General features: G+C 47.6%; 25 protein-coding genes. 12 read left to right on the forward strand and 13 right to left on the reverse strand.

What is annotated here, in order from left to right; translation table 11 throughout:
• Positions 1-7: 7 nt before the first annotated feature.
• The 3 genes from iscR to METTU_RS00135 form a co-directional block, all read right to left on the reverse strand.
• A complete protein-coding gene (iscR, locus tag METTU_RS00125) occupies positions 8-481 on the reverse strand; it encodes a Fe-S cluster assembly transcriptional regulator IscR (protein WP_006889252.1) in 474 nt (157 codons plus the stop codon).
• 162 nt (positions 482-643) lie between these two features.
• A complete protein-coding gene (gene cysE, locus METTU_RS00130) occupies positions 644-1,411 on the reverse strand; it encodes a serine O-acetyltransferase (RefSeq protein WP_006889253.1) in 768 nt (255 codons plus the stop codon).
• Positions 1,404-2,144, reverse strand: coding sequence for an RNA methyltransferase (locus METTU_RS00135; protein ID WP_006889254.1), 741 nt, complete (start codon positions 2,142-2,144; stop codon positions 1,404-1,406). The genes cysE and METTU_RS00135 overlap by 8 nt, the downstream gene beginning before the upstream one ends.
• Positions 2,145-2,369: 225 nt before the next feature.
• Here METTU_RS00135 and METTU_RS00140 point away from each other — a divergent pair, with 225 nt between their 5' ends.
• Positions 2,370-3,164, forward strand: coding sequence for an inositol monophosphatase family protein (locus METTU_RS00140; RefSeq protein WP_027149383.1), 795 nt, complete (start codon positions 2,370-2,372; stop codon positions 3,162-3,164).
• Positions 3,165-3,354: 190 nt separating this feature from the next.
• Here METTU_RS00140 and rimI read toward each other — a convergent pair whose 3' ends face one another.
• The 6 genes from rimI to arfB form a co-directional block, all read right to left on the reverse strand.
• Positions 3,355-3,897 carry a ribosomal protein S18-alanine N-acetyltransferase gene (gene rimI / locus METTU_RS00145; RefSeq protein WP_006889256.1) on the reverse strand — a complete coding sequence of 181 codons (543 nt, stop codon included), beginning with the start codon at positions 3,895-3,897 and terminating at the stop codon, positions 3,355-3,357.
• Between the two features lie 2 nt (positions 3,898-3,899).
• Positions 3,900-4,586 carry a uracil-DNA glycosylase gene (locus METTU_RS00150; protein ID WP_006889257.1) on the reverse strand — a complete coding sequence of 229 codons (687 nt, stop codon included), beginning with the start codon at positions 4,584-4,586 and terminating at the stop codon, positions 3,900-3,902.
• A 197-nt stretch (positions 4,587-4,783) separates the two neighbouring features.
• Complete coding sequence (locus METTU_RS00155) at positions 4,784-6,328, reverse strand: 2-isopropylmalate synthase (protein WP_006889258.1); 1,545 nt, start codon at positions 6,326-6,328, stop codon at positions 4,784-4,786.
• Positions 6,329-6,571: 243 nt separating this feature from the next.
• On the reverse strand, positions 6,572-7,312 hold the full coding sequence (gene pssA / locus METTU_RS00160) for a CDP-diacylglycerol--serine O-phosphatidyltransferase (protein ID WP_006889259.1): 741 nt from the start codon (positions 7,310-7,312) through the stop codon (positions 6,572-6,574).
• A 240-nt stretch (positions 7,313-7,552) separates the two neighbouring features.
• Positions 7,553-8,029 (reverse strand): hypothetical protein, encoded by a 477-nt coding sequence (locus METTU_RS00165; RefSeq protein ID WP_006889260.1) that lies wholly within the window; start codon positions 8,027-8,029, stop codon positions 7,553-7,555.
• 35 nt (positions 8,030-8,064) lie between these two features.
• Positions 8,065-8,481, reverse strand: a complete 417-nt coding sequence (gene arfB / locus METTU_RS00170) for an alternative ribosome rescue aminoacyl-tRNA hydrolase ArfB (protein ID WP_006889261.1) — start codon at positions 8,479-8,481, stop codon at positions 8,065-8,067.
• Positions 8,482-8,806: 325 nt separating this feature from the next.
• Between arfB and METTU_RS00175 the strand changes: the two genes are divergently transcribed.
• The 4 genes from METTU_RS00175 (at position 8,807) to dtd (ending at position 12,280) form a co-directional block, all read left to right on the forward strand.
• The gene (locus METTU_RS00175) at positions 8,807-9,811 is read left to right on the forward strand and encodes a class 1 fructose-bisphosphatase (RefSeq protein WP_006889262.1); all 1,005 of its coding nucleotides are present in this window, start codon (positions 8,807-8,809) and stop codon (positions 9,809-9,811) included.
• 226 nt (positions 9,812-10,037) lie between these two features.
• Complete coding sequence (locus METTU_RS00180; protein ID WP_006889263.1) at positions 10,038-11,267, forward strand: pyrophosphate--fructose-6-phosphate 1-phosphotransferase; 1,230 nt, start codon at positions 10,038-10,040, stop codon at positions 11,265-11,267.
• 165 nt (positions 11,268-11,432) lie between these two features.
• Positions 11,433-11,837, forward strand: a complete 405-nt coding sequence (locus METTU_RS00185; RefSeq protein WP_006889264.1) for a gamma-glutamylcyclotransferase family protein — start codon at positions 11,433-11,435, stop codon at positions 11,835-11,837.
• Positions 11,834-12,280, forward strand: coding sequence for a D-aminoacyl-tRNA deacylase (gene dtd, locus METTU_RS00190; RefSeq protein ID WP_006889265.1), 447 nt, complete (start codon positions 11,834-11,836; stop codon positions 12,278-12,280). Before METTU_RS00185 ends, dtd begins: the two co-directional genes overlap by 4 nt.
• Before the next feature lie 97 nt (positions 12,281-12,377).
• On the opposite strand, the gene METTU_RS24775 is transcribed toward dtd, so the two are convergent.
• Positions 12,378-12,509 (reverse strand): hypothetical protein, encoded by a 132-nt coding sequence (locus METTU_RS24775; protein WP_006889266.1) that lies wholly within the window; start codon positions 12,507-12,509, stop codon positions 12,378-12,380.
• A gap of 139 nt (positions 12,510-12,648) precedes the next feature.
• Here METTU_RS24775 and trhP point away from each other — a divergent pair, with 139 nt between their 5' ends.
• The 5 genes from trhP (at position 12,649) to METTU_RS00215 (ending at position 16,550) form a co-directional block, all read left to right on the forward strand.
• Positions 12,649-13,989, forward strand: a complete 1,341-nt coding sequence (gene trhP, locus METTU_RS00195) for a prephenate-dependent tRNA uridine(34) hydroxylase TrhP (RefSeq protein ID WP_040579781.1) — start codon at positions 12,649-12,651, stop codon at positions 13,987-13,989.
• 93 nt (positions 13,990-14,082) lie between these two features.
• Positions 14,083-14,568, forward strand: a complete 486-nt coding sequence (gene rraA / locus METTU_RS00200; protein WP_006889268.1) for a ribonuclease E activity regulator RraA — start codon at positions 14,083-14,085, stop codon at positions 14,566-14,568.
• A 36-nt stretch (positions 14,569-14,604) separates the two neighbouring features.
• Positions 14,605-15,552 carry a 4-hydroxy-3-methylbut-2-enyl diphosphate reductase gene (gene ispH, locus METTU_RS00205; RefSeq protein ID WP_006889269.1) on the forward strand — a complete coding sequence of 316 codons (948 nt, stop codon included), beginning with the start codon at positions 14,605-14,607 and terminating at the stop codon, positions 15,550-15,552.
• Between the two features lie 246 nt (positions 15,553-15,798).
• A complete protein-coding gene (locus tag METTU_RS00210; RefSeq protein WP_040579782.1) occupies positions 15,799-16,158 on the forward strand; it encodes a rhodanese-like domain-containing protein in 360 nt (119 codons plus the stop codon).
• Positions 16,158-16,550: an RNA-binding S4 domain-containing protein gene (locus tag METTU_RS00215; protein WP_006889271.1), complete on the forward strand. Its 393-nt coding sequence runs from the start codon at positions 16,158-16,160 to the stop codon at positions 16,548-16,550. The genes METTU_RS00210 and METTU_RS00215 overlap by 1 nt, the downstream gene beginning before the upstream one ends.
• A gap of 173 nt (positions 16,551-16,723) precedes the next feature.
• On the opposite strand, the gene METTU_RS00220 is transcribed toward METTU_RS00215, so the two are convergent.
• Genes METTU_RS00220 through METTU_RS00230 form a run of 3 tightly spaced genes read right to left on the reverse strand, consistent with a single transcriptional unit; the run spans position 16,724 to position 17,653 of the window.
• Positions 16,724-17,050 (reverse strand): TusE/DsrC/DsvC family sulfur relay protein, encoded by a 327-nt coding sequence (locus METTU_RS00220; protein WP_006889272.1) that lies wholly within the window; start codon positions 17,048-17,050, stop codon positions 16,724-16,726.
• Positions 17,041-17,331 carry a sulfurtransferase complex subunit TusB gene (gene tusB / locus METTU_RS00225; protein ID WP_006889273.1) on the reverse strand — a complete coding sequence of 97 codons (291 nt, stop codon included), beginning with the start codon at positions 17,329-17,331 and terminating at the stop codon, positions 17,041-17,043. The genes METTU_RS00220 and tusB overlap by 10 nt, the downstream gene beginning before the upstream one ends.
• 1 nt (position 17,332) lies before the next feature.
• A complete protein-coding gene (locus METTU_RS00230) occupies positions 17,333-17,653 on the reverse strand; it encodes a DMT family transporter (RefSeq protein WP_027149402.1) in 321 nt (106 codons plus the stop codon).
• 273 nt (positions 17,654-17,926) lie between these two features.
• Between METTU_RS00230 and METTU_RS00235 the strand changes: the two genes are divergently transcribed.
• Complete coding sequence (locus METTU_RS00235) at positions 17,927-18,646, forward strand: flagellar brake protein (protein ID WP_006889275.1); 720 nt, start codon at positions 17,927-17,929, stop codon at positions 18,644-18,646.
• Positions 18,647-18,794: 148 nt separating this feature from the next.
• Entirely contained in the window at positions 18,795-19,532 is a 738-nt protein-coding gene (locus METTU_RS00240; protein WP_006889276.1) for a flagellar brake protein, read from the forward strand.
• The last annotated feature ends 45 nt before the right edge of the window (positions 19,533-19,577 follow it).

Raw genomic sequence — 19,577 nt, forward strand, 5'->3', positions numbered from 1 at the left:
TCGGGCATTAATCCGGATGGCGGTAAATTTCAATGACTTGCTGCGCATCGTGATGCTGCCTTATGGCAACTTCCTGAACCTGGTTTTTTTCTAGCAGGTCGGCCAAAGAAATGCCCTTCAAATAATCTCTAATCTGTTCGCTCAATCCCATCCACAGGTCATGCGTTAAACAGGCCTGATCCTTCTGGCAATTGGCCTCTCCGCCGCATTTGGTTGAATCAAGCGGTTCATTGACGGCAGCGATAATGTCAGCAATATTAATATCGCTGGTCTTGCGACACAGTTTGTAACCGCCGCCAGGCCCGCGCACGCCTTTTACCATACCGGCCCGGCGTAAACGGGCAAACAGTTGTTCCAGATAAGACAGGGAAATGGTTTGACGAGCCGCAATGTCAGTCAGGGTTACCGGCTTGATTTGACTGTGAAAAGCCAAGTCAAGCATTGCAGTAACCGCATAGCGGCCTTTAGTTGTTAAGCGCACAGTAGTATCCTCTATAAATACCGTTAAGATATTGTTACTATACTTAACCTAGCAAAATAGTCAACTATTGTACCCTTGGCAAGCACAGGTATTTCTCAAATAAGGTTGCTTTTCTCTGAGGAATGCCTGGATGAAAATCACGTTGAAACCGTTTTTACCTTTTTACCGTTCGTCTTTTTCATAGCCATCCTCAATTTCGCAACCGTCTAATTTGGAGATAGGCGATTCCGTGTATTTAATGCCCGCATCATTAAGCGCTTTTTGCAGGGTTTCTATCTGTTTATCCATGTCATGAATATGATCGAGCATGTGATTGATGGCGTAGGCGATTGGATCGGGCACGTCGGTCGTTGCGCCGTAGGCATGAAAACCCATTTTGTAGGCAATCTTGTCACGCTCGGCTGTTACGGCTCTGCTGTTGGGGTCGACGATATGAGCGGGAATTCCAACCGCAGTTGCTCCAGCCGGCACCGGCTTTAAGACCACCGAGTTTGAACCGACTCGGGCGTTTTCACCTATATCGATAGGCCCTAAAACTTTTGCCCCGGCACCAATCACCACGCCGTTATGCAGGGTCGGATGACGTTTGCCTTTATCCCAGCTGGTTCCGCCCAAGGTTACGCCATGATACAAAGTGCAGTCATCACCGATAATGGCGGTTTCACCGATTACCACGCCCATGCCGTGATCGATAAAAAAACGCCTGCCGATGACTGCGCCGGGGTGGATTTCAATGCCGGTCAGCCAGCGGCCGATGTGGGCGATAAATCGGGCCAGCCATCTGAATTCGGCGATCCAGAAAAAATGGCTGACTCGGTGTATCAAAACGGCATGAAATCCGGGGTAGGTGGTAATCACTTCAAAGACCGTTTGCGCGGCCGGATCTCGGTCAAAGACGCAGGCAATATCTTCTTTTATTCGGTTAAACATCGTTATTCCTCTTGTGGCCTTGAGACATCCGTAAGATACCCCGGAGTATGTCCAGTTCCTTGGTATCCATTTGTACCCGGTTATAAATCCGCCGCAAACGCCGCATGATGGATTTTGATTTGGCGGGATGCATAAAGCCTATATCGGTTAATGCTTCGGCCAGATGCGTATAGAAAGACTCCATTTGCGTTGCCGTGGCCAAGGGGTCTTCGCCTTTGTCGCCGACCACGATTTGTTCTTGCTCGGCCAGTCCGGATGCCACGAATAATTCATAACAAACCACCTGTGCCGCGGCGGCAATATTTAAAGAGCTGTATTCGCTGTTGCACGGGATGCGCAGCAAAAAGTGGCACAGATCCAGTTCGTGATTTTTTAAGCCCGAATTTTCCCGGCCAAAAACAATAGCCACTTTATTGCCGGGTTCATTGATCAGCACTTTTTCTGCGCATTCTCTGGGCGTCATTTCCGGCCAGCTGATGGTCCGGCCTCGGGCGCTGGCGCCAATCACCACTTGGCAGTCGGCAATGGCCTCTTGCAAGGTCGCGCAAACGGTTGCGCCCGCCAATACGTCATCAGCGCCGGACGCTCTGGAGGTGGCATCGGCGCTGGGGAAGATTTTAGGCGCAACCAGCCAGAGATTATGCATCTTCATGTTTTTCATCGCACGGGCAACAGCACCTATATTCCCCGGATGCGTTGTTTCGACCAGTACAATTTTTATAGTAGACAGCAATGCCTTGTCCTTAGTTAAAAAAAGAGCCTAAGTTTAGCAAAATATTTGGTATTATATGCGTTTTCAGCAATTGCTCCTGCATTGCTCTACCTCCTGCGTCCATGCGGTCGTAAAGCGCCTACTTTGGGTGCTCTAACTTCAGCATAACCTACAGGGACATGGGGAATGCAGATATTGCAGCAGCAAATATCTGTCCATACATCCGTACTCAATATAAATCCGCCTATGCAACCCATGTTAAATACTGCCGTCCGTGCCGCAAGAGCCGCCGGCGACTTGATACTCCGCTCATCCGATAATATCGGTCACCTAAAGGTCGACCAAAAAGGTAAAAACGATTATGCCAGCGAGGTTGATCGTATGGCCGAACGGGAAATTATCAACATTATCAAGGTTGCCTACCCTGATCACAGCATTCTGGCCGAAGAAAGCGGCATGCATGAGGGCAACGATTTTGTCTGGGTGATCGACCCGCTGGACGGCACTACCAACTTTCTGCACGGTTTTCCGCAATACGCCGTGTCCATTGCCTTAAAACACAAAGGCAGAATTGAAGTCGGTGTTGTTTATGACCCGTTACGCGATGAATTATTTACCGCCAAACGCGGCGGCGGAGCCATGCTAAACAGTCGCCGTCTTCGGGTGACCAATCAAACCAGCTTGAAAGGCGCGTTAATCGGCACCGGCTTTCCGTTTAAAACCGATCTGCACATGAATGCTTACTTGGGCATGTTCCGCGCATTAGCGACAGATTCTGCGGGGATTCGTCGTGCGGGCGCTGCGGCGCTTGATTTGGCCTATCTGGCTGCCGGTCGATTGGATGGTTTTTGGGAAATCGGCCTAATGGAGTGGGATATGGCCGCAGGTCTTTTATTGGTAAAGGAAGCGGGCGGTGTGGTTACCGATTTTTCTTTTAATGACAAGTATCTGGAGTCGGGCAACGTCATCGCCGCAAGCCCCAAAATGCATCAAATCATGTACCAGCTTATCGAGCCGCATGTGACCGATAATTTGAAATAATCGGTTGTTGGAAAAAATAGAACGCAGATGACGCGGATAATTATGATGAGCGCAAGATAACATCAGCTTCTTCATAAAGGTATAGACGCAAGGCAAAGGACGAAAGATGATTTTTTCGCCTTTCGTCCTTTGCCTTTTTTATCTGCCCAATCCGCGTTCTATTATCAATTCAGCTGTTATAAGGCGTGCATTAAAAAATCTGCTTCGCCAGCATGATGGCGTCTTCTCGGCCATTCTCCGACTGATAATAACCTTTTCTGATGCCGATTTCGTTGAAACCCATGTCTTCATAAAGAGCGATGGCGACGGTATTGGACGGCCTGACTTCTAGAAACATGGTTTCTGCCTGCCCTCTGGCTATTTCAACAAGATTTTCCAGCATTTTACGGCCTATTCCTTGTCCCTGTTCGGCCGGCGCTACGCAAATATTTAACACATGTGCTTCGCCTACCGCCATGGAGAGGATGCTGTAGCCCAATACGGTATCCTGTTCTTCGCAGACCCAGCAGCTATAGTTGGCTCTAAAGCAGTCCCTGAATATGTCTTCTTCCCAGGGAAATTGATAGCTTGCCCTTTCAATTGTCATAACTCCGGGTAAATCGGAACTTCTCATTTTTCTCAGACGCATTAAATCTTTTCTGCCTACCGAGCCAGGAAATAATTTGGCGTAGAACTCTCTATCGGCGTCATAAACCACAAAGTCTTTTATTTTATCTAGCATCATTCCCAACATGATCAACCTATAATGTTTTTAACTGTTTGCAGTGCGAGTTTTAAATCCGCCCAGGCTTTGCGCTTGTCCAGCATTGATCTTAACAAGTACGCCGGGTGATAGACTACAACAACCGGAGTGTCATTTAAAGCGTGTATTTTTCCTCTCAGCTTGCTGATCGGTTCATCGGTGTCGAGCAATGCCTGCGCGGCAATACGCCCTAAAACCACGATGATTTTTGGTTTGAGCAATGCTATTTGTCGCATCAGGTAAGGTTTGCAGGTTTCGATTTCGATGGGCTTGGGGTCGCGGTTAGCGGGAGGGCGGCATTTTACAATATTGGTTATAAAGACCTCTTCCCGGTCAAGGCCTATGGCTCTTAGCATTTCGGTTAACAGCAGACCCGCGTTGCCGACAAAAGGCAGGCCCTGCTGGTCTTCGTGTTGTCCCGGTCCTTCACCGATAATCATCCAGTCGGCGTTTTTATTGCCTGAACCGAAAACGGTTTGGGTGCGTGTTTTACACAAATCGCATTGAGTGCAGGGGGCGACTTCAGCTTGTAACGCTTCCCAGCTGTCGGTTGATTCTGGCCGGGCATTTTCAGCTATAGCAACGGGTGTCGACGTTTGCTGATTGTCGGCAACAGCCCTGGGCAGCCAAACATCAATGCCCATAGCTTCGAGGTATTGCAGGCGTGTTGCGTTATCCAAGACCGACTCGATTTACTTATTGTTCCCACGCTCCGGCGTGGGAACACAATTAGCGATGCTCTGGCGTCGCGTTTGGCAACGCTGGAGCCCTTCGACATGGCTCAGGACAGGGATTGACGGATGCATTTCCACGCAAGAATGTGGGAACGATAAATCTTTCGCCCTTCGCCTTTCGCTTTTCATCTTGCGAACCTCAATCAAACATCCCCTTTCTGAGGATGCCGACGTTGATCGGGACTATGCAGCTTATTCACGGCATTGATATAGGCCTTGGCCGAAGCAATAACAATATCGGTGTCAGCGCCTAAGCCATTAACGATCCGGCCTGCTTTTTCAAGGCGGATAGTGACTTCACCCTGGGCATCGGTGCCGTTGGTGATGCTGTTAACCGAATAAAGCTCCAGAGTGGCATCGGTTTGTACCAGTTTTTCAATGGCTTTTAAACTGGCATCCACGGCACCGCCGCCGCTTGCAGTGCCGGTAACTTCTTTATTGTCCACCCGTAGCGTAACGGTTGCGTTGGGTATTTCGCCGGTTTCCGAACACACTTTCAGGGCGATCAGTTTGATATGCTCGTCTTCCGCTTCAAACCCGGCTTCCGAAATCAGTGTTTGCAAATCTTCATCAAAGATTTCGTGCTTTTTATCGGCCAACTGCTTAAACCGGGCAAAAGCCTCGTTCAACTCTGATTCCGAACCGAACTCAAAGCCCAATTCGGTGATACGGCTTTTAAACGCATTTCGGCCTGAGTGTTTGCCCAGCACCATACGGTTAGCCGTCCAGCCGACATCTTCAGCGCGCATGATTTCGTAAGTCTCTCTGTTTTTTAATACACCATCCTGATGAATCCCCGCTTCATGTGCAAAAGCATTGGCACCGACGATGGCTTTATTAGGCTGCACGGGAAAACCGGTGATTGACGATACCAACTTTGAACAAGTCAAAATTTCGCGGGTATCGATGCCGGTTTGACAGGTAAATACATCCTTACGGGTGCGCACCGCCATGACCACTTCTTCCAGCGACGCGTTACCGGCGCGTTCACCCAAGCCATTAATGGTACATTCGACTTGACGTGCGCCGTTCATAACCGCCGACAACGAATTGGCAACCGCAAGTCCCAAGTCATTGTGGCAATGCACGGAAAAAATCGCCTTGTCCGAATTGGGAATGCGGCGGATTAGGTTGGCAATGGTTGCGCCGAATTGATCGGGAACGCTGTAACCCACGGTATCCGGTATGTTCAGCGTCGTGGCTCCGGCATCGATAACCGCTTCAAGAATCCGGCACAAAAAGTCTTCTTCCGAGCGTCCCGCATCTTCCGGCGAAAATTCGACATTATCGGTATATTGCCGTGCGCGTTTGACCGCCCTAACCGCATACTCGATCACCTGCTCCGGCTGCATCTGCAATTTCATTTGCATATGGATCGGCGAGGTGGCGATAAATGTGTGAATCCGCGATTGGTTAGCGCCTTTAAGCGCCTCGCCTGCACGGTCAATGTCCTTGTCCAGGGCTCTTGCCAACCCGCAAACTACACTGTCTTTTATCACCTTGGCGACCGCCTGCACGGCTTCAAAATCACCGGGACTGGCCGCAGGAAAGCCGGCCTCGATCACATCGACCTTTAAGCGTTCCAAGGCCTTGGCGATTCTGACTTTTTCTTCACGGGTCATGGATGCGCCGGGGCTTTGCTCGCCATCGCGCAAGGTCGTATCGAATATTATTAACTTGTCTTTCATAAAAACTCCATTCATGGAGAGCTATCAACTGTTACGTTGATACATGGAAATAGGGGGTATAAATAATTAAATGGAAAAAAGATGTATGCCCATCAGGGCAGGAATCTTAAAGGCAGGCATAGCCACGCGCACACGTCTGTTTCGGCAAACATTGCGCCGGAAAGAAGGTTTTGAAATGCAGGGTTGATTTGAATAAACATGGTCGTGACTATACGCCAATGGCTGTGCGGCCTCAAGCAGATTTTACGCTTTACGCCCCTGCAACCTGCGTCTGCGCATGACCAGAGTAATAACCGGGCCTGAAATTGCATAACCTAAAAACAACAGGAACAACATCGTCTGCGGCTGCGCCATCACAAAAGCGATAGCCAGCATCGCGGCAATCGCAACAATAAAAGGCACTTTGCCTTTTAAATCGATTTTTTTGAAACTCCAATAGCGGAAATTACTCACCATCAGCAAGCCGGTGCTGACTGTTAACGCGAGTGCAAAATATTTGAACAGCTCGATGTCGTATTTATACTCCAGGCAAATCCAGATAAATCCGGCAAGAATCGCGGCGGCGGCAGGACTGGGAAGTCCCTGGAAATAATTCTTATCGGCCGTCGCCAGCTGGGTGTTAAAGCGCGCGAGTCTTAATGCGCCGCCCGCCGCATGGACAAATGCGGCAAACAGGCCTAATTTACCGAGGCTCGAAAACGCCCATAAATACATGACCAAAGCGGGGGCCGCGCCGAATGAAACCATGTCCGAAAGGCTGTCGTATTGAGCGCCGAATTCGCTTTGCGTATTGGTCAATCTCGCCACCCGGCCATCCAGACCGTCCAGAATCATCGCTACAAAAATGGCTACAACAGCGGTTTCGTAACGTCCGCCCATCGCCGAAGTAATCGCATAGAAACCGGAAAACAGGGCTCCCGTGGTAAATAAATTAGGTAATAAATAAATTCCACGACGACGAGTTAAGCGTTTTTCTGGAAGCATATTTCAATCAATCCTTTAGGTTTAGGAGGTCGGTAAAAAACATTGCGCCAAATTATACAATGAGCCCGCAAACTGCACCTAGCTTAATCAGAACGGCGGTGCTGGATGTAATCGAGATCGGCGCCTCGCTAATCCTTCAACACGCTCAGGGCGAGCGGTTTTGAAATCAAATGGCTTGTTATTTAAATAGCTGCCGATCTCGGTAGGGCTTTTATTTGGCTAGTCGGCACAATCCCCGAGTCATTGAAAATCTTCAAAAACAAGCGCAGGTTCGGTATCCATAAAAACGTTGTCGTTAAATTCATTGATGCAAATAGCGTTTAAAGTCACTTCTTCATACAGCCAATAATAAAAACCGCCTTCGAAAATACTGTACCTGTCTGCGTATCTGCATTGTACCCATTGATTATTCAGTGACCCGATTACGTTGGACGCTTTATCCGGCTGAGTCGCGCCCAAATAGGCAATAACTTTATCCTCTAAACTCAGCTGAAATCGATCGAATTTGATTTTTCCGTCTGCCAGTTGCGCATATTTTAAGCGCCCGCCTTGTACATTATCGCCATGCCGGTCTATTACGCATTGCTTATTGAATTCATAAAAAGCTGGTGGAAAAATAATGGGGTATCTATTCGGGATATTAGCGCGTTCCAAAACATGAGCGGCTGTTCTTTGGCTTTTATCCCATTGTTTGGTAACTATTTGCAAAACCAACATGGTTATTTTTCCCAATGTATTGATGTGTGATGAGATTAATTGAAATTAATATTCCCTCGTAATGCTTTTAGCCTGCCTTGTTTGGTTTTGCTATCCAAACGCCTTATCTTCGATCCTTTGGTCGGCTTTGTTGCTTTGCGTTTTGTGTGTGTGACAGCCACGCTTTGAATTAATGCCTGTAGCCGACTCAAGGCATCTTCCTTATTCTTTTCCTGGGTGCGATATTGCTGCGCCTTGATGATAATCACTCCCTCTTTTGAAATGCGCTGGTCATTTAAAGCCAACAGCTTTTCTTTATAAAACTCGGGTAACGAGGACGCGTTAATGTCAAATCGCAAATGAACGGCGGATGACACTTTATTGACATTCTGCCCGCCGGCTCCCTGCGCACGAATCGCATGAACTTCAATTTCATTGTCCGGTATGCTGACCTGATTGGATATTTGCAACATGGGTTCTTTTGTTAATGGGGAAACGATAAAGCTGTTTTGTCGATTATACGTTATTTACTTTTTGACTTAGCGGATCGTTATGCTGCGGCTGGAGCGGCAGGCGATCTTGTTTCGTGTAAGGGTGCGAAGGCAATAACATCCATATTAGCGGCATCAATACCGCTCTTTATGATTTACAATATGGCATTGACTTGTAAGCTATGCGCAGACAGCCTTCTTGTCCGGCAAGGCGCTATTGGTGCGAAGCCTCGCGTACACAGAAGCTGTCGGTAATTATTGAACGTATTTTTTTAAAAAAGACAACACACCATCGGAGCGATAAAGAATGACCAAACATGTTACTTTGACCCAGTTTATTATTGAACAGCAGCGCGAGTTGCCGGGCGTATCGGGAGCGTTTACTTCATTGCTGAACGATGTCGTTACAGCATGCAAGAAAATTTCAAATTTGGTTAATCGAGGTAATTTGATTGGTGTACTGGGCAGTGCCGACTCCCAGAATGTACAGGGCGAGGTGCAGAAGAAACTGGACATCATCACCAATGACATTATGGTGGATGCGCTGAACTGGACCGGGCATTTGGCCGGTATGGCATCGGAAGAAATCGACGACATCATCAGTATTCCTTCGCAGTATCCCAAAGGCAAATATCTGGCGTTGTTCGATCCGTTGGACGGTTCTTCAAACATTGATGTCAACCTGGCGGTAGGCACTATATTTTCCATTCTGCGTTGCTGCGAAGGTGTGGAACCGGCTCTGGAGGATTTTTTGCGTAAGGGCTCCGAGCAGGTTTGCGCGGGTTTTGTGCTTTACGGCCCGTCAACGATGATGGTTTTGACAACAGGGCAGGGTGTTAACGGCTTCACGCTGGATCAGGCTATAGGTGAATTTATCCTGACTCATCCCAACATGACGATTCCCAATGATACCAATGAATTTGCCATCAATATGTCAAATCAGCGTTTCTGGGAGCCTCCCGTGCAGCGTTATATCGAGGAATGTCTGCAAGGTACGGAAGGTTTGCGCAAAAAAGATTTCAATATGCGCTGGGTCGCGTCCATGGTTGCAGAGGTTTACCGGATACTCACGCGCGGCGGGGTTTTTCTCTATCCGTTTGATTTGCGCGATCCGTCAAGAGCCGGAAAGCTTCGCATTATGTACGAGGCCAATCCGATGGCCTTTATTATCGAGCAAGCGGGCGGTGCCTGTTCTACCGGGCGCGAGCGCATACTCGACATTAAACCCAAGGGCCTGCATCAGCGAGTTCCGGTTATTTTGGGGTCGAAAAACGAGGTCGAGCGCATTGTCGGCTATCATCAGGAAGGTTGAGTTAAGCAGGCAAAAGGCTCAAGGCGAAAGACTAAAAAAATGGTTTGCTACGTATCTTCGCCGTTGCCGCTTGGATTGCAAGACAAGCTTTGTATTTCGGTAGTCGTGTTTTTTGAGTTACACCGTTTTCACGCCGAAGAGCGTAAGAACGGCGCGAAAGACTAAAAAACAGCCGCCCTTATATGATAAAATTTTGCTTTTTTAACTTCACCCTTTGAGTTTTCCCATGAACAAACCTAAAAAAGTCGCGATTCTCACGGCGGGCGGCTTGGCCCCTTGCCTAAACTCAGCCATCGGCAGCCTTATCGAGCGTTACACAGAAATCGATCCTACCATCGAAATCATCTGCTACCGTAGCGGTTATAAAGGTCTGTTGCTGGGCGATTTTTATACCGTCACACCAGCCATCCGCGAAAAAGCAGGTCTTTTACATCGTTTCGGCGGTTCGGTAATCGGCAACAGCCGCGTCAAGCTGACCAACGTTAAAGACTGCATTAAGCGTGGATTGGTTCAAGAAGGTCAGGATCCGCAAAAAGTGGCCGCCGACCAACTGATTAAAGACGGCGTGGATATTCTGCACACCATCGGCGGTGACGATACCAACACCGCTGCGGCCGATCTTGCCGCGTTCCTGGCGAAAAACAATTACGGCCTTTCTGTTATCGGTCTGCCCAAAACCGTCGATAATGACGTGTTCCCAATCAAACAATCGCTGGGCGCCTGGACCGCTGCCGAGCAAGGCGCGCGGTACTTCTGGAACGTGGTTGCCGAAAACAATTCCAACCCGCGCATGCTGATCGTCCATGAAGTGATGGGCCGCAGCTGCGGCTGGCTGACTGCTGCGACCGCTGTGGAATACCGCAAGCTGCTGGATCGCGCCGAATGGTTGCCTGAGCTGGGCTTGGATCGCGCCACTTATGAAGTGCATGGCGTTTTTATCCCTGAAATGACTGTCGATCTTGCTGCCGAAGCGAAGCGTCTTCGTGCCGTAATGGACAAAGTCGATTGCGTAAATATTTTCGTTTCGGAAGGCGCGGGCGTTGAGTCTATCGTTGCTGAAATGCAAGCCAAGGGCCAGGAAGTGCCGCGCGATGCGTTCGGACACGTCAAACTGGATGCCGTTAATCCCGGTAAGTGGTTCGGCGACCAGTTTGCAGAAATGATCGGCGCGGAAAAAACGTTGGTGCAAAAATCAGGTTACTTTGCCCGCGCTTCTGCGGCCAATGTTGAAGATATTCGCCTGATCAAGTCTTGCGCCGATCTTGCTGTCGAGTGTGCGTTTCGTCGTGAGTCTGGTGTTATCGGTCACGATGACGATCAAAATTTTGTGCTGCGTGCGATTGAGTTCCCACGCATCAAGGGCGGCAAGCCTTTTGACCTGGATACAGGCTGGTTTAATCAAACTTTGACTGAAATCGGTCAGGCTAAGGGTTCTAAAGTCGAGGTTGGGCACTAAATATCTCCGCATAAGCATCGGCTTAAGCTTAAGTCGACGCGCTGGTTCCCAATCTCCAGATTGGGAACCTCAAAGGCGAAGCTCCCGCTTCGCGAAACGGGAAGCGGGAGCTTCCAGACCGAATTCCCAAGCTTGAGTTTGGGAACTAGCGAAGACAGACGCATCATGAATCCCGACTATATTTTTGTTTATGGAACGCTACGGCGTGATACGAACAGCGAGATGTCCCATCTTTTGGCCAAGCAAGCTGAATTTGTGGATGATGCTACCTATCAAGGCAGGCTTTTTAAAGTCGACTACTATCCAGGTGCCGTTTCTTCAAATAACCCTAATGATGTGGTACAGGGCGAAGTCTATCTACTCCATCGTACCGATGTTGCGCTTCCTCTACTCGATCAATATGAAGAATTCGGTCCGGAGTTCCCTGAACCCAACGAATATATTCGGCAGAAGCAATCTGTGTCGCTAAAGAGCGGACGCTTCGTTACGGCATGGGTTTATGTCTACAATCATCCCACGGAAGGCTTGGAGTTGGTCGAGTCGGCAAATTTTATTCAGCAACCACTATGATCACCATTATCCAACGCGTAACCACCGCTAAAGTCACCGTCAACAATCAGGACATCGGCAAAATCGACACCGGCATTATGGCGCTGGTTGCGGTGGAAAAGGCGGACAGCGAAAAAGATGCCCAGCGTCTGTTGGAGCGCATCCTCAATTATCGGATTTTTGCCGATAGCGATGACCGTATGAATCTGAGTTTGAGGGATATTAATGGCGGCTTGTTGTTGATTCCGCAATTTACGCTGGCGGCGGATACCCAAAAAGGCAACCGGCCCAGTTTTATTTCTGCCGCGCCGCCGGAAAAAGGCAAGGAGCTGTTCGACTATCTGCAACAGTTGGCAAAGCAAACTTACGCCAATGTTGAATTCGGTCAGTTTGGAGCCGATATGCAGGTTTCGCTGGTCAATAACGGGCCGGTCACTTTTACCTTGAGGACGCGTACAGATTAATTAATCACCACGAAGACACGAAGTTCACGAAGAAAAGACCAGAGTAAAAACTTCGTGCTCTTCGTGTCTTCGTGGTGTTGCTTTGAGCCGGTTTTACTTAATCATCGTCTTCTTCATAAGGCTGCGCTTTTACATTATCGGGAATTCTCGGCATCTTGGCCGACCGCAACAGAATTAACGCGCCGCCCAAAACAAAGAGCACTGCGACTATAAACAAGACTATCCACATTTGCTCCTCCCATTTTTGGCTTGCATAAGCGGGTTACGATAGAATACCCCTACATAGATCATTTACATACTTCAACATGACAAATATGTCCGGAACAGATTTACATTTACCCGAAGGGCGCAGGGCAGGACAGCCCTGCGTGAAACAAGTCGAATTACTTTCTCCTGCCGGAACCCTTAAAAACATGCGCTATGCTTTTGCATTCGGCGCAGATGCCGTTTATGCGGGACTGCCGCGTTACAGCCTTAGGGTGCGTAACAATGATTTTCTTGAGGATAATCTGGCCAAAGGTATAGCTGAGGCTCATCAGCTGGGAAAAAAGTTTTTCCTGGCAACTAATGTGATTCCGCATAACGCCAAGGTTAAAACTTTCATTAAGGATATTACCCCGGTTATTGCCATGAAGCCTGATGCCTTGATTATGGCCGATCCGGGTTTGATTATGATGACGCGGGAAGCCTGGCCGGACATGCCGATACATCTGTCGGTGCAGGCCAATACCGTCAACTATGCATCGGTCAATTTCTGGAAAAGCATGGGCGTTGAGCGGGTCATTTTGTCCCGCGAACTGTCGCTGGATGAAATTGAAGAGATCCGCCAGCGTTGCCCCGATACGGAACTTGAAGTGTTTGTCCATGGCGCGTTATGCATCGCTTATTCCGGCCGCTGTTTGTTGTCCGGCTACTTCAACCATCGCGATCCTAATCAGGGTACGTGTACCAATTCCTGCCGCTGGAAATACGACACGCTGCCCGCGCATGAGAATGCCGAGGGCGATTACGTGCTGGATGGCGGTGCATTGTCGATGTCCGACATCAGTAACGCCAGCTGCGGCGGCGCGGAAAGACATCCCTTGGCGGACAAGGTGTATTTTCTGGAAGAAGAGGGCCGCAAAGGCGAATTGCTGCCGGTGATGGAAGACGAAAACGGCACCTACATCATGAATTCAAAAGACTTAAGAGCCATAGAGCATGTGCAGCGCTTAGTCGAAATCGGCGTGGACAGCCTTAAAATCGAGGGCCGCACTAAGTCGCATTATTATGTGGCGCGTACTGCGCAAACCTATCGTCAGGCGATTGACGATGTATTGGCGGGTCGGGCATTTCAGCCTGAACTGATCGGCGTTTTGGAAAATCTCGCGAACCGAGGGTACACCGACGGTTTTTATCAGCGCCACCATACCCATGAACAGCAAAACTATATAACCGGTTATTCCAAAAGCCATCAGCAGCAATTTTGCGGCGAGATCAGGAGTTATGACCAGCAAACCGGCTTGGCAACCGTTGATGTCAAAAACAAGTTTTCGGTCGGCGATAAGCTCGAATTGATATTGCCGGAAGGCAATCAGGATATTATCGTCGAGCGCATGGAAGGCATGTACGGACAAGAAATGGAAGAAGCGTCGGGCGGCGGCTATGAAGTGAAAATACCGCTGCCGGAAATATGCGGCGATAATGGCTTGTTGGCGCGGTATACTTGAGATAGGCGAAGGACGAAAGACAAAAGGTGAAAAAAGCCTTTCGTTCTTAGCCTTTCGCCCTTCGCCGCCTTTTATCCTTTTGAGACTTGAATCATGACTTTTACTACCGCCGATCTTTGCGATGCCCATTCAGAAGAAGACCACTTCCAGATTGCCGAACCGCTGCTCAAGCCTTATGGCGGTCACCAAAGCTTTTGCGGACAAATTACGACGGTAAAAGTTTTTGAGGATAACGTCTTGATCAGAACGGTGCTGGAGGAGAAGGTTGAAAACAGGGTGTTGGTTGTCGATGGCGGCGGCTCTCACCGTTGCGCTCTGTTGGGAGCTGATCTGGCAAGGCTGGCTATCGCCAACGGCTGGCAGGGGATTGTGATTCATGGTTGCATCCGCGATTCTGCAACCCTCAATCAACTCCCGATCGGCATACGCGCTCTGCACACGCATCCCTTAAAAAGCCATAAGAAAGACCATGGCGACCGCGACTTAGTGGTCACCTTCGCCGGTGTCAATTTCAAACAAAATCATTTTTTATATGCTGATGCCGATGGAATTATCGTATCAGAAACAATGTTGAGTTAAAATAACTCCAAATTAACCTAGTAAAGAAGTCAAGATATGCAAATTGTACTCGCTAACCCCCGTGGATTTTGTGCCGGTGTAGACCGGGCTATCGAAATCGTTGATCAGGCCATTCAGGCTTTCGGCGCGCCCATTTATGTTCGTCACGAAGTTGTCCATAACCGTACGGTTGTCGATGGACTTAAAGAAAAAGGCGCTATTTTTATTGAAGATTTAACCGACGTGCCGGTCGGCTCTTACCTGATCTTCAGCGCTCATGGCGTTTCAAAACAAGTACAGCAGGAAGCTAAAGAGCGCAATTTAACGGTTTTCGACGCAACTTGCCCGCTGGTCACCAAAGTTCATTTGCAGGTTGCCAAACATGCCAAAGAGGATCGTGAAGTTATCCTGATCGGTCACGCAGGGCACCCGGAAGTTGAAGGCACCATGGGGCAATATGAAAGAGGCACGGACAATGGCGGCATCTATCTGGTAGAAACCCCGGAAGACGTTAAAAATCTGGCGGTAAAAAACCCTGATGATCTGGCTTATGTCACGCAGACCACTTTATCGATGACCGACACCAAGATTATGGTCGATGCCTTGAGAGCGCGCTTTAAAGGTATACAGGAACAGAAAAAAGACGACATCTGCTATGCCACACAAAACCGTCAGGATGCGGTTTATGAGTTGGCTAAAACGGCTGATATTATTCTCGTTGTCGGCTCACCGAACAGCTCCAACTCCAACCGTTTGCGCGAAATTGCCGATCAGCTCGGTAAACAGGCTTATCTGATTGATACCGCGAAAGATATGCAGCAGAACTGGTTTGAGGGCGTTGCCGTGGTCGGCGTTACCGCAGGAGCCTCCGCGCCGGAAGTCCTGGTTCAGGAAGTGATTGATCAGTTAAAACAATGGGGCGGGCAATCGGCTGTTGAAATTCAAGGCATAGAAGAAAAAGTAGTGTTTTCTTTGCCTAGAGAATTAAAAAAACATATCAACTAACATTTTCCATTACGGGGTGGCCGCTTTAGTGACTTCCCCGACTACTCTCCTTTCCCCGCATCTCTTTATATTCATTGCTGATCCTGCCGTGTGTCCGGCTTAAAATAAAGACAAAAACGATCGTTTTTATCTAAAATAGGCAGGGCTGTAAAACCAACCATTAACTGCAATAATGGCTGTCCGGAATCCTATAAAAATCGGCTCCCCGTTATTGCTAACATTCATTTACTTTTCCTAAAGATGATTATGACACTTACTGCAATGGATCTTGTCGCTCAAGCCAAACAACATATTGTTGAAATTGATATTGATGCCGCAAAAAACTCCCTGGAAACAAGCCTCATTCTTGATGTCAGAGAAGCTGCTGAATATACCGCCGGTCATTTGCCGGGAGCATTTAACATACCTCGCGGCGTATTGGAATTCAAGATAGGCTCGCATCCCGACTTTCAGGATAAACAAGACGCCCATATCATCGTTTATTGCCAATCCGGTGGCCGCTCCGCATTGGCAGCAGAGGTATTAAACAAGATGGGATTCAATAATGCCGTCAGCATGGCCGGCGGATTTAAGGCATGGACAGAAAGCGGTAATGAAGTCGTCTAGTGTCTGAGCTGGAAGCTATCCGTCTGGATAAATGGTTATGGACTGCGCGTTTTTTTAAAACGCGCAAATTGGCCGCCGAGGCTATTTCCGGCGGGAAAGTCCATGTTAGCGAGCAGCGCACCAAACCCGGAAAAGAAGTCAAAGTCGGCGCCATGCTTTCCATCAGCAAGGATAATTATCGGTGGGAGGTCACGATTGTTGCCATTAACGGTCAACGGCGCTCGGCTAAAGAAGCGGTTTTACTCTATGAGGAAAGCGCTGAAAGCCTCGCCAAGCGCGAAAAGCAAATCATCCAAAACCGTGAGCAGCGGGAATTATTTGATTTTAGCGGCAAGGATCATAAACCGAACAAAAAAGAACGGCGTTTGATTCATCAATTTAAACAAGGGTAGGGCGCGTACAGTACCCATAGGTGTCAACTTAAGAACATATCACCACGAAGACACGAAGAGCACGAAGTTTTTATCTGGGTTTTTCTTCGTGTTTCGGCGACCGCTCCATGCGTCCGTGCCGTCGTTCGTGGTGAATTAATCAATCCGCTTAAGCTGATGCGTATGGGTAATTGCTATAAACAGGTGGGCGGTTTAGGCAAGCCGGCTAATTTGCAGACGTATTTTAAAGGGCCTTCGGGAAACAATTTATGCAGATAACGACTGTTGCCCTTAGCTTCGCCCAATTCCTTGGCAATCGCTTTAGTGAAAACCCGCGCATTGGGCAAATGTTTAAATTGCTGATAGTAACGCCGAATGAATAAAATGATTTCCCAGTGGTCATCGCTTAGCTCGATATTGTTTAATACGGCCAACCGCTGTGCGACATCTTCATTCCAATCTGCGGGATTTATCAGAAAACCCTGGTCGGTTATTTCCAGATCTAAATCCATCAAGTCCATGTTTGAATGATCGGGTTATTAACCGTCAATTCCACCAGTCCGGCATAATCTATCACCTCGATCCCTTTAACTAGTTCATCGGAGGCAATTCCGCGTATTGCGATGTCATCCGACAACACGCAAAGGCGATTGCTGCCTAGCTGGCGCGTTAACGTATCGCTTATGCTGCTATTTTGTAATACCCGTAGAGCTGCATTTTCAAGAAACACCACAACATCGCCTGAATCAATACGCTCTAAAAGGGCAGTTTCAATCGGTGATTGAAAAATAAGGTGCAGCACGTTAAGCGCTGTCGGTTAATTTAAGACCGATAATTCCAGCAATTACCAGCGTAATTGACAGCAAGCGATACCAGTCGGCGGATTCTTTAAATAAAATGATGCCTAACACGGCTACACCGACTGCGCCCATGCCGGTCCAAACGGCATACGCGGTTCCCAGCGGCAGGGTTTTAATTGCCAGAATCAACAAATAAAAACTTACGCCGCCGGACAGCATCGTTATGATGCTGGGCCACAGCTTGGTAAAGCCTTGATTGTATTTAAGACTTAAAGCAAATACTATTTCTGCAAATCCCGCAGAAAATAAAAGAAACCACGCCACGAACACCCCTTTTCTTTGTGCTTGGATACTAAATATTCTACAATATACTAAACTTAGCAGCATTTAAAAACATTTTAGATGAACCTTTACGGGTAAGTTCAAGAAAGATCAGAGGATAGATTACCAACTCACCCGATAGCGCCCGCATCTGAACAAAGCCATTCAGCATCTATGCAGCGGATTTAACAAGAGGGGGTTACAGGGGAGTGAGTTTTTGTGTAATACGTAATGCTTAGCATTTAATGCAAAATAATCAATAACTAACACATAGTAATGAGCGACATATCTTCTTTTTCAATCCAAAATCCAAAGCAAATAATCAGTCATTTATCATTATTAGTTAAAAATAAATGCTTGCTCAGCGCCCGTTTTGGAGCAAACAATGAGTCCTATATCACTACATTGCTTAGCGTTAATGAAGGAAATAATACGGTAGTATTGGATTACGGGCCCAAAGAAGATTTGAATCAACGTATTCTTAATGCCGGCAAGGTTTCATTCGATACTGATTATAATGGCATTAAAGTTTCTTTCGCGGGAACTGAGCTGAAAAAAATCACCCATAAAGGTGATTCGGCATTCAGCATGTCGATTCCTAAATCGCTTTACTGGATGCAGCGTAGAGAGTACTACCGGGTAAAATCGCCGCTTTCAAAACCCAGTTATTGCCAATTAATAGTAGAAGGCAGGGAACCCGTTAACCTTAAGTTATACGACATCAGTCTGACAGGCTTTGCAATGCTTAATGTTTCCAAAGAAGTTTCCGATCTACTGATTCCCGGCACATCATTTTCGCAATGTAAGCTCATACTTTCAGAAGCAGGGGAGAGTCCTATTTCCTTTGAGGTCTGCGCCAAGTACATAATTAACCCTGACAAACCGCAAAAAATACAAAAAATAGGCTGTAAGTTCAATAAGATAACGCGTTCAGTCGAAGAAGTTATTCAGCGCTATATGCATCAGATTCAACGAGAGGACTTACAGAAAGAGTAATTCAGTTGTATTGGCAAGCGACAAAAATCGCATGAAGTGAGAAATTTAATAGCCCTTTATACCCTTCACTCGCTTTTACGCAGCGTAAGTACCTAATGATTACACACTTGTTGCCCAGTAATCAGCTAAACACCTATGGTCATTATTAATGAGCGACGCCTCCTCTTTTTCAATCTACAGTCCAAGGCAAATAGTTCACAATTTATCTATATTGATTAAGAATAAATGCCTGCTTAGCGTTCGTTTTGGCGAAGGCAAAGCATTCTTTCTTACGGCAATACTTGAGATTGATGAGGCAAATAATTCCATAGTGTTCGATTACGGACCCAAAGAAGTTTTAAACCAACAGCTTCTTAAGGCTACCAGAATCACTTTCGAAGCCGATTTTGCAGGCATTAAAGCTTCTTTCAAAGGCAGCATGTTGGAACAAATTCTTTATAATGGGGAACCGGCGTTTTCCATGCCAATCCCCGAGTCGATCTTTTGGATGCAGCGTAGAGAATTCTTTCGCATAAAATCACCGCGTTCAAAAGGCAGCTATTGTCAGCTGGTACTGGAGGGCCACGAATCCGTTAATTTAATGTTATACGACATTAGTCTCACCGGTTTTTCCGTACTTAATACCTCAACTGAAATATCCAACTTATTGATACCCGGTACACAATTAGAAAAGTCCAGACTTGTACTTTCAGGGGCCGGTGAAGATGCCATCTCCTTTAAGGTCTGCTCCAAGCTCGTCATTAACCCGGATAAAATTGCCGCGCTCAAAATCCAAAAAATAGGTTGTTCATTTACCCGAATAACGCCTGTATTTGAATCGACCGTCCAGCGCTATATCAATCAACTTCAACGAGAAAGTATACAAAAAACAAGTGAACAGAATTAAGTTTATTGCAATGACAAACACACTTCCAACTCGCGCAAAGCAATA

The sequence above is a fragment of the Methylobacter tundripaludum SV96 genome (genome assembly GCF_000190755.2).
Taxonomy (GTDB): Bacteria; Pseudomonadota; Gammaproteobacteria; order Methylococcales; family Methylomonadaceae; genus Methylobacter_A; species Methylobacter_A tundripaludum.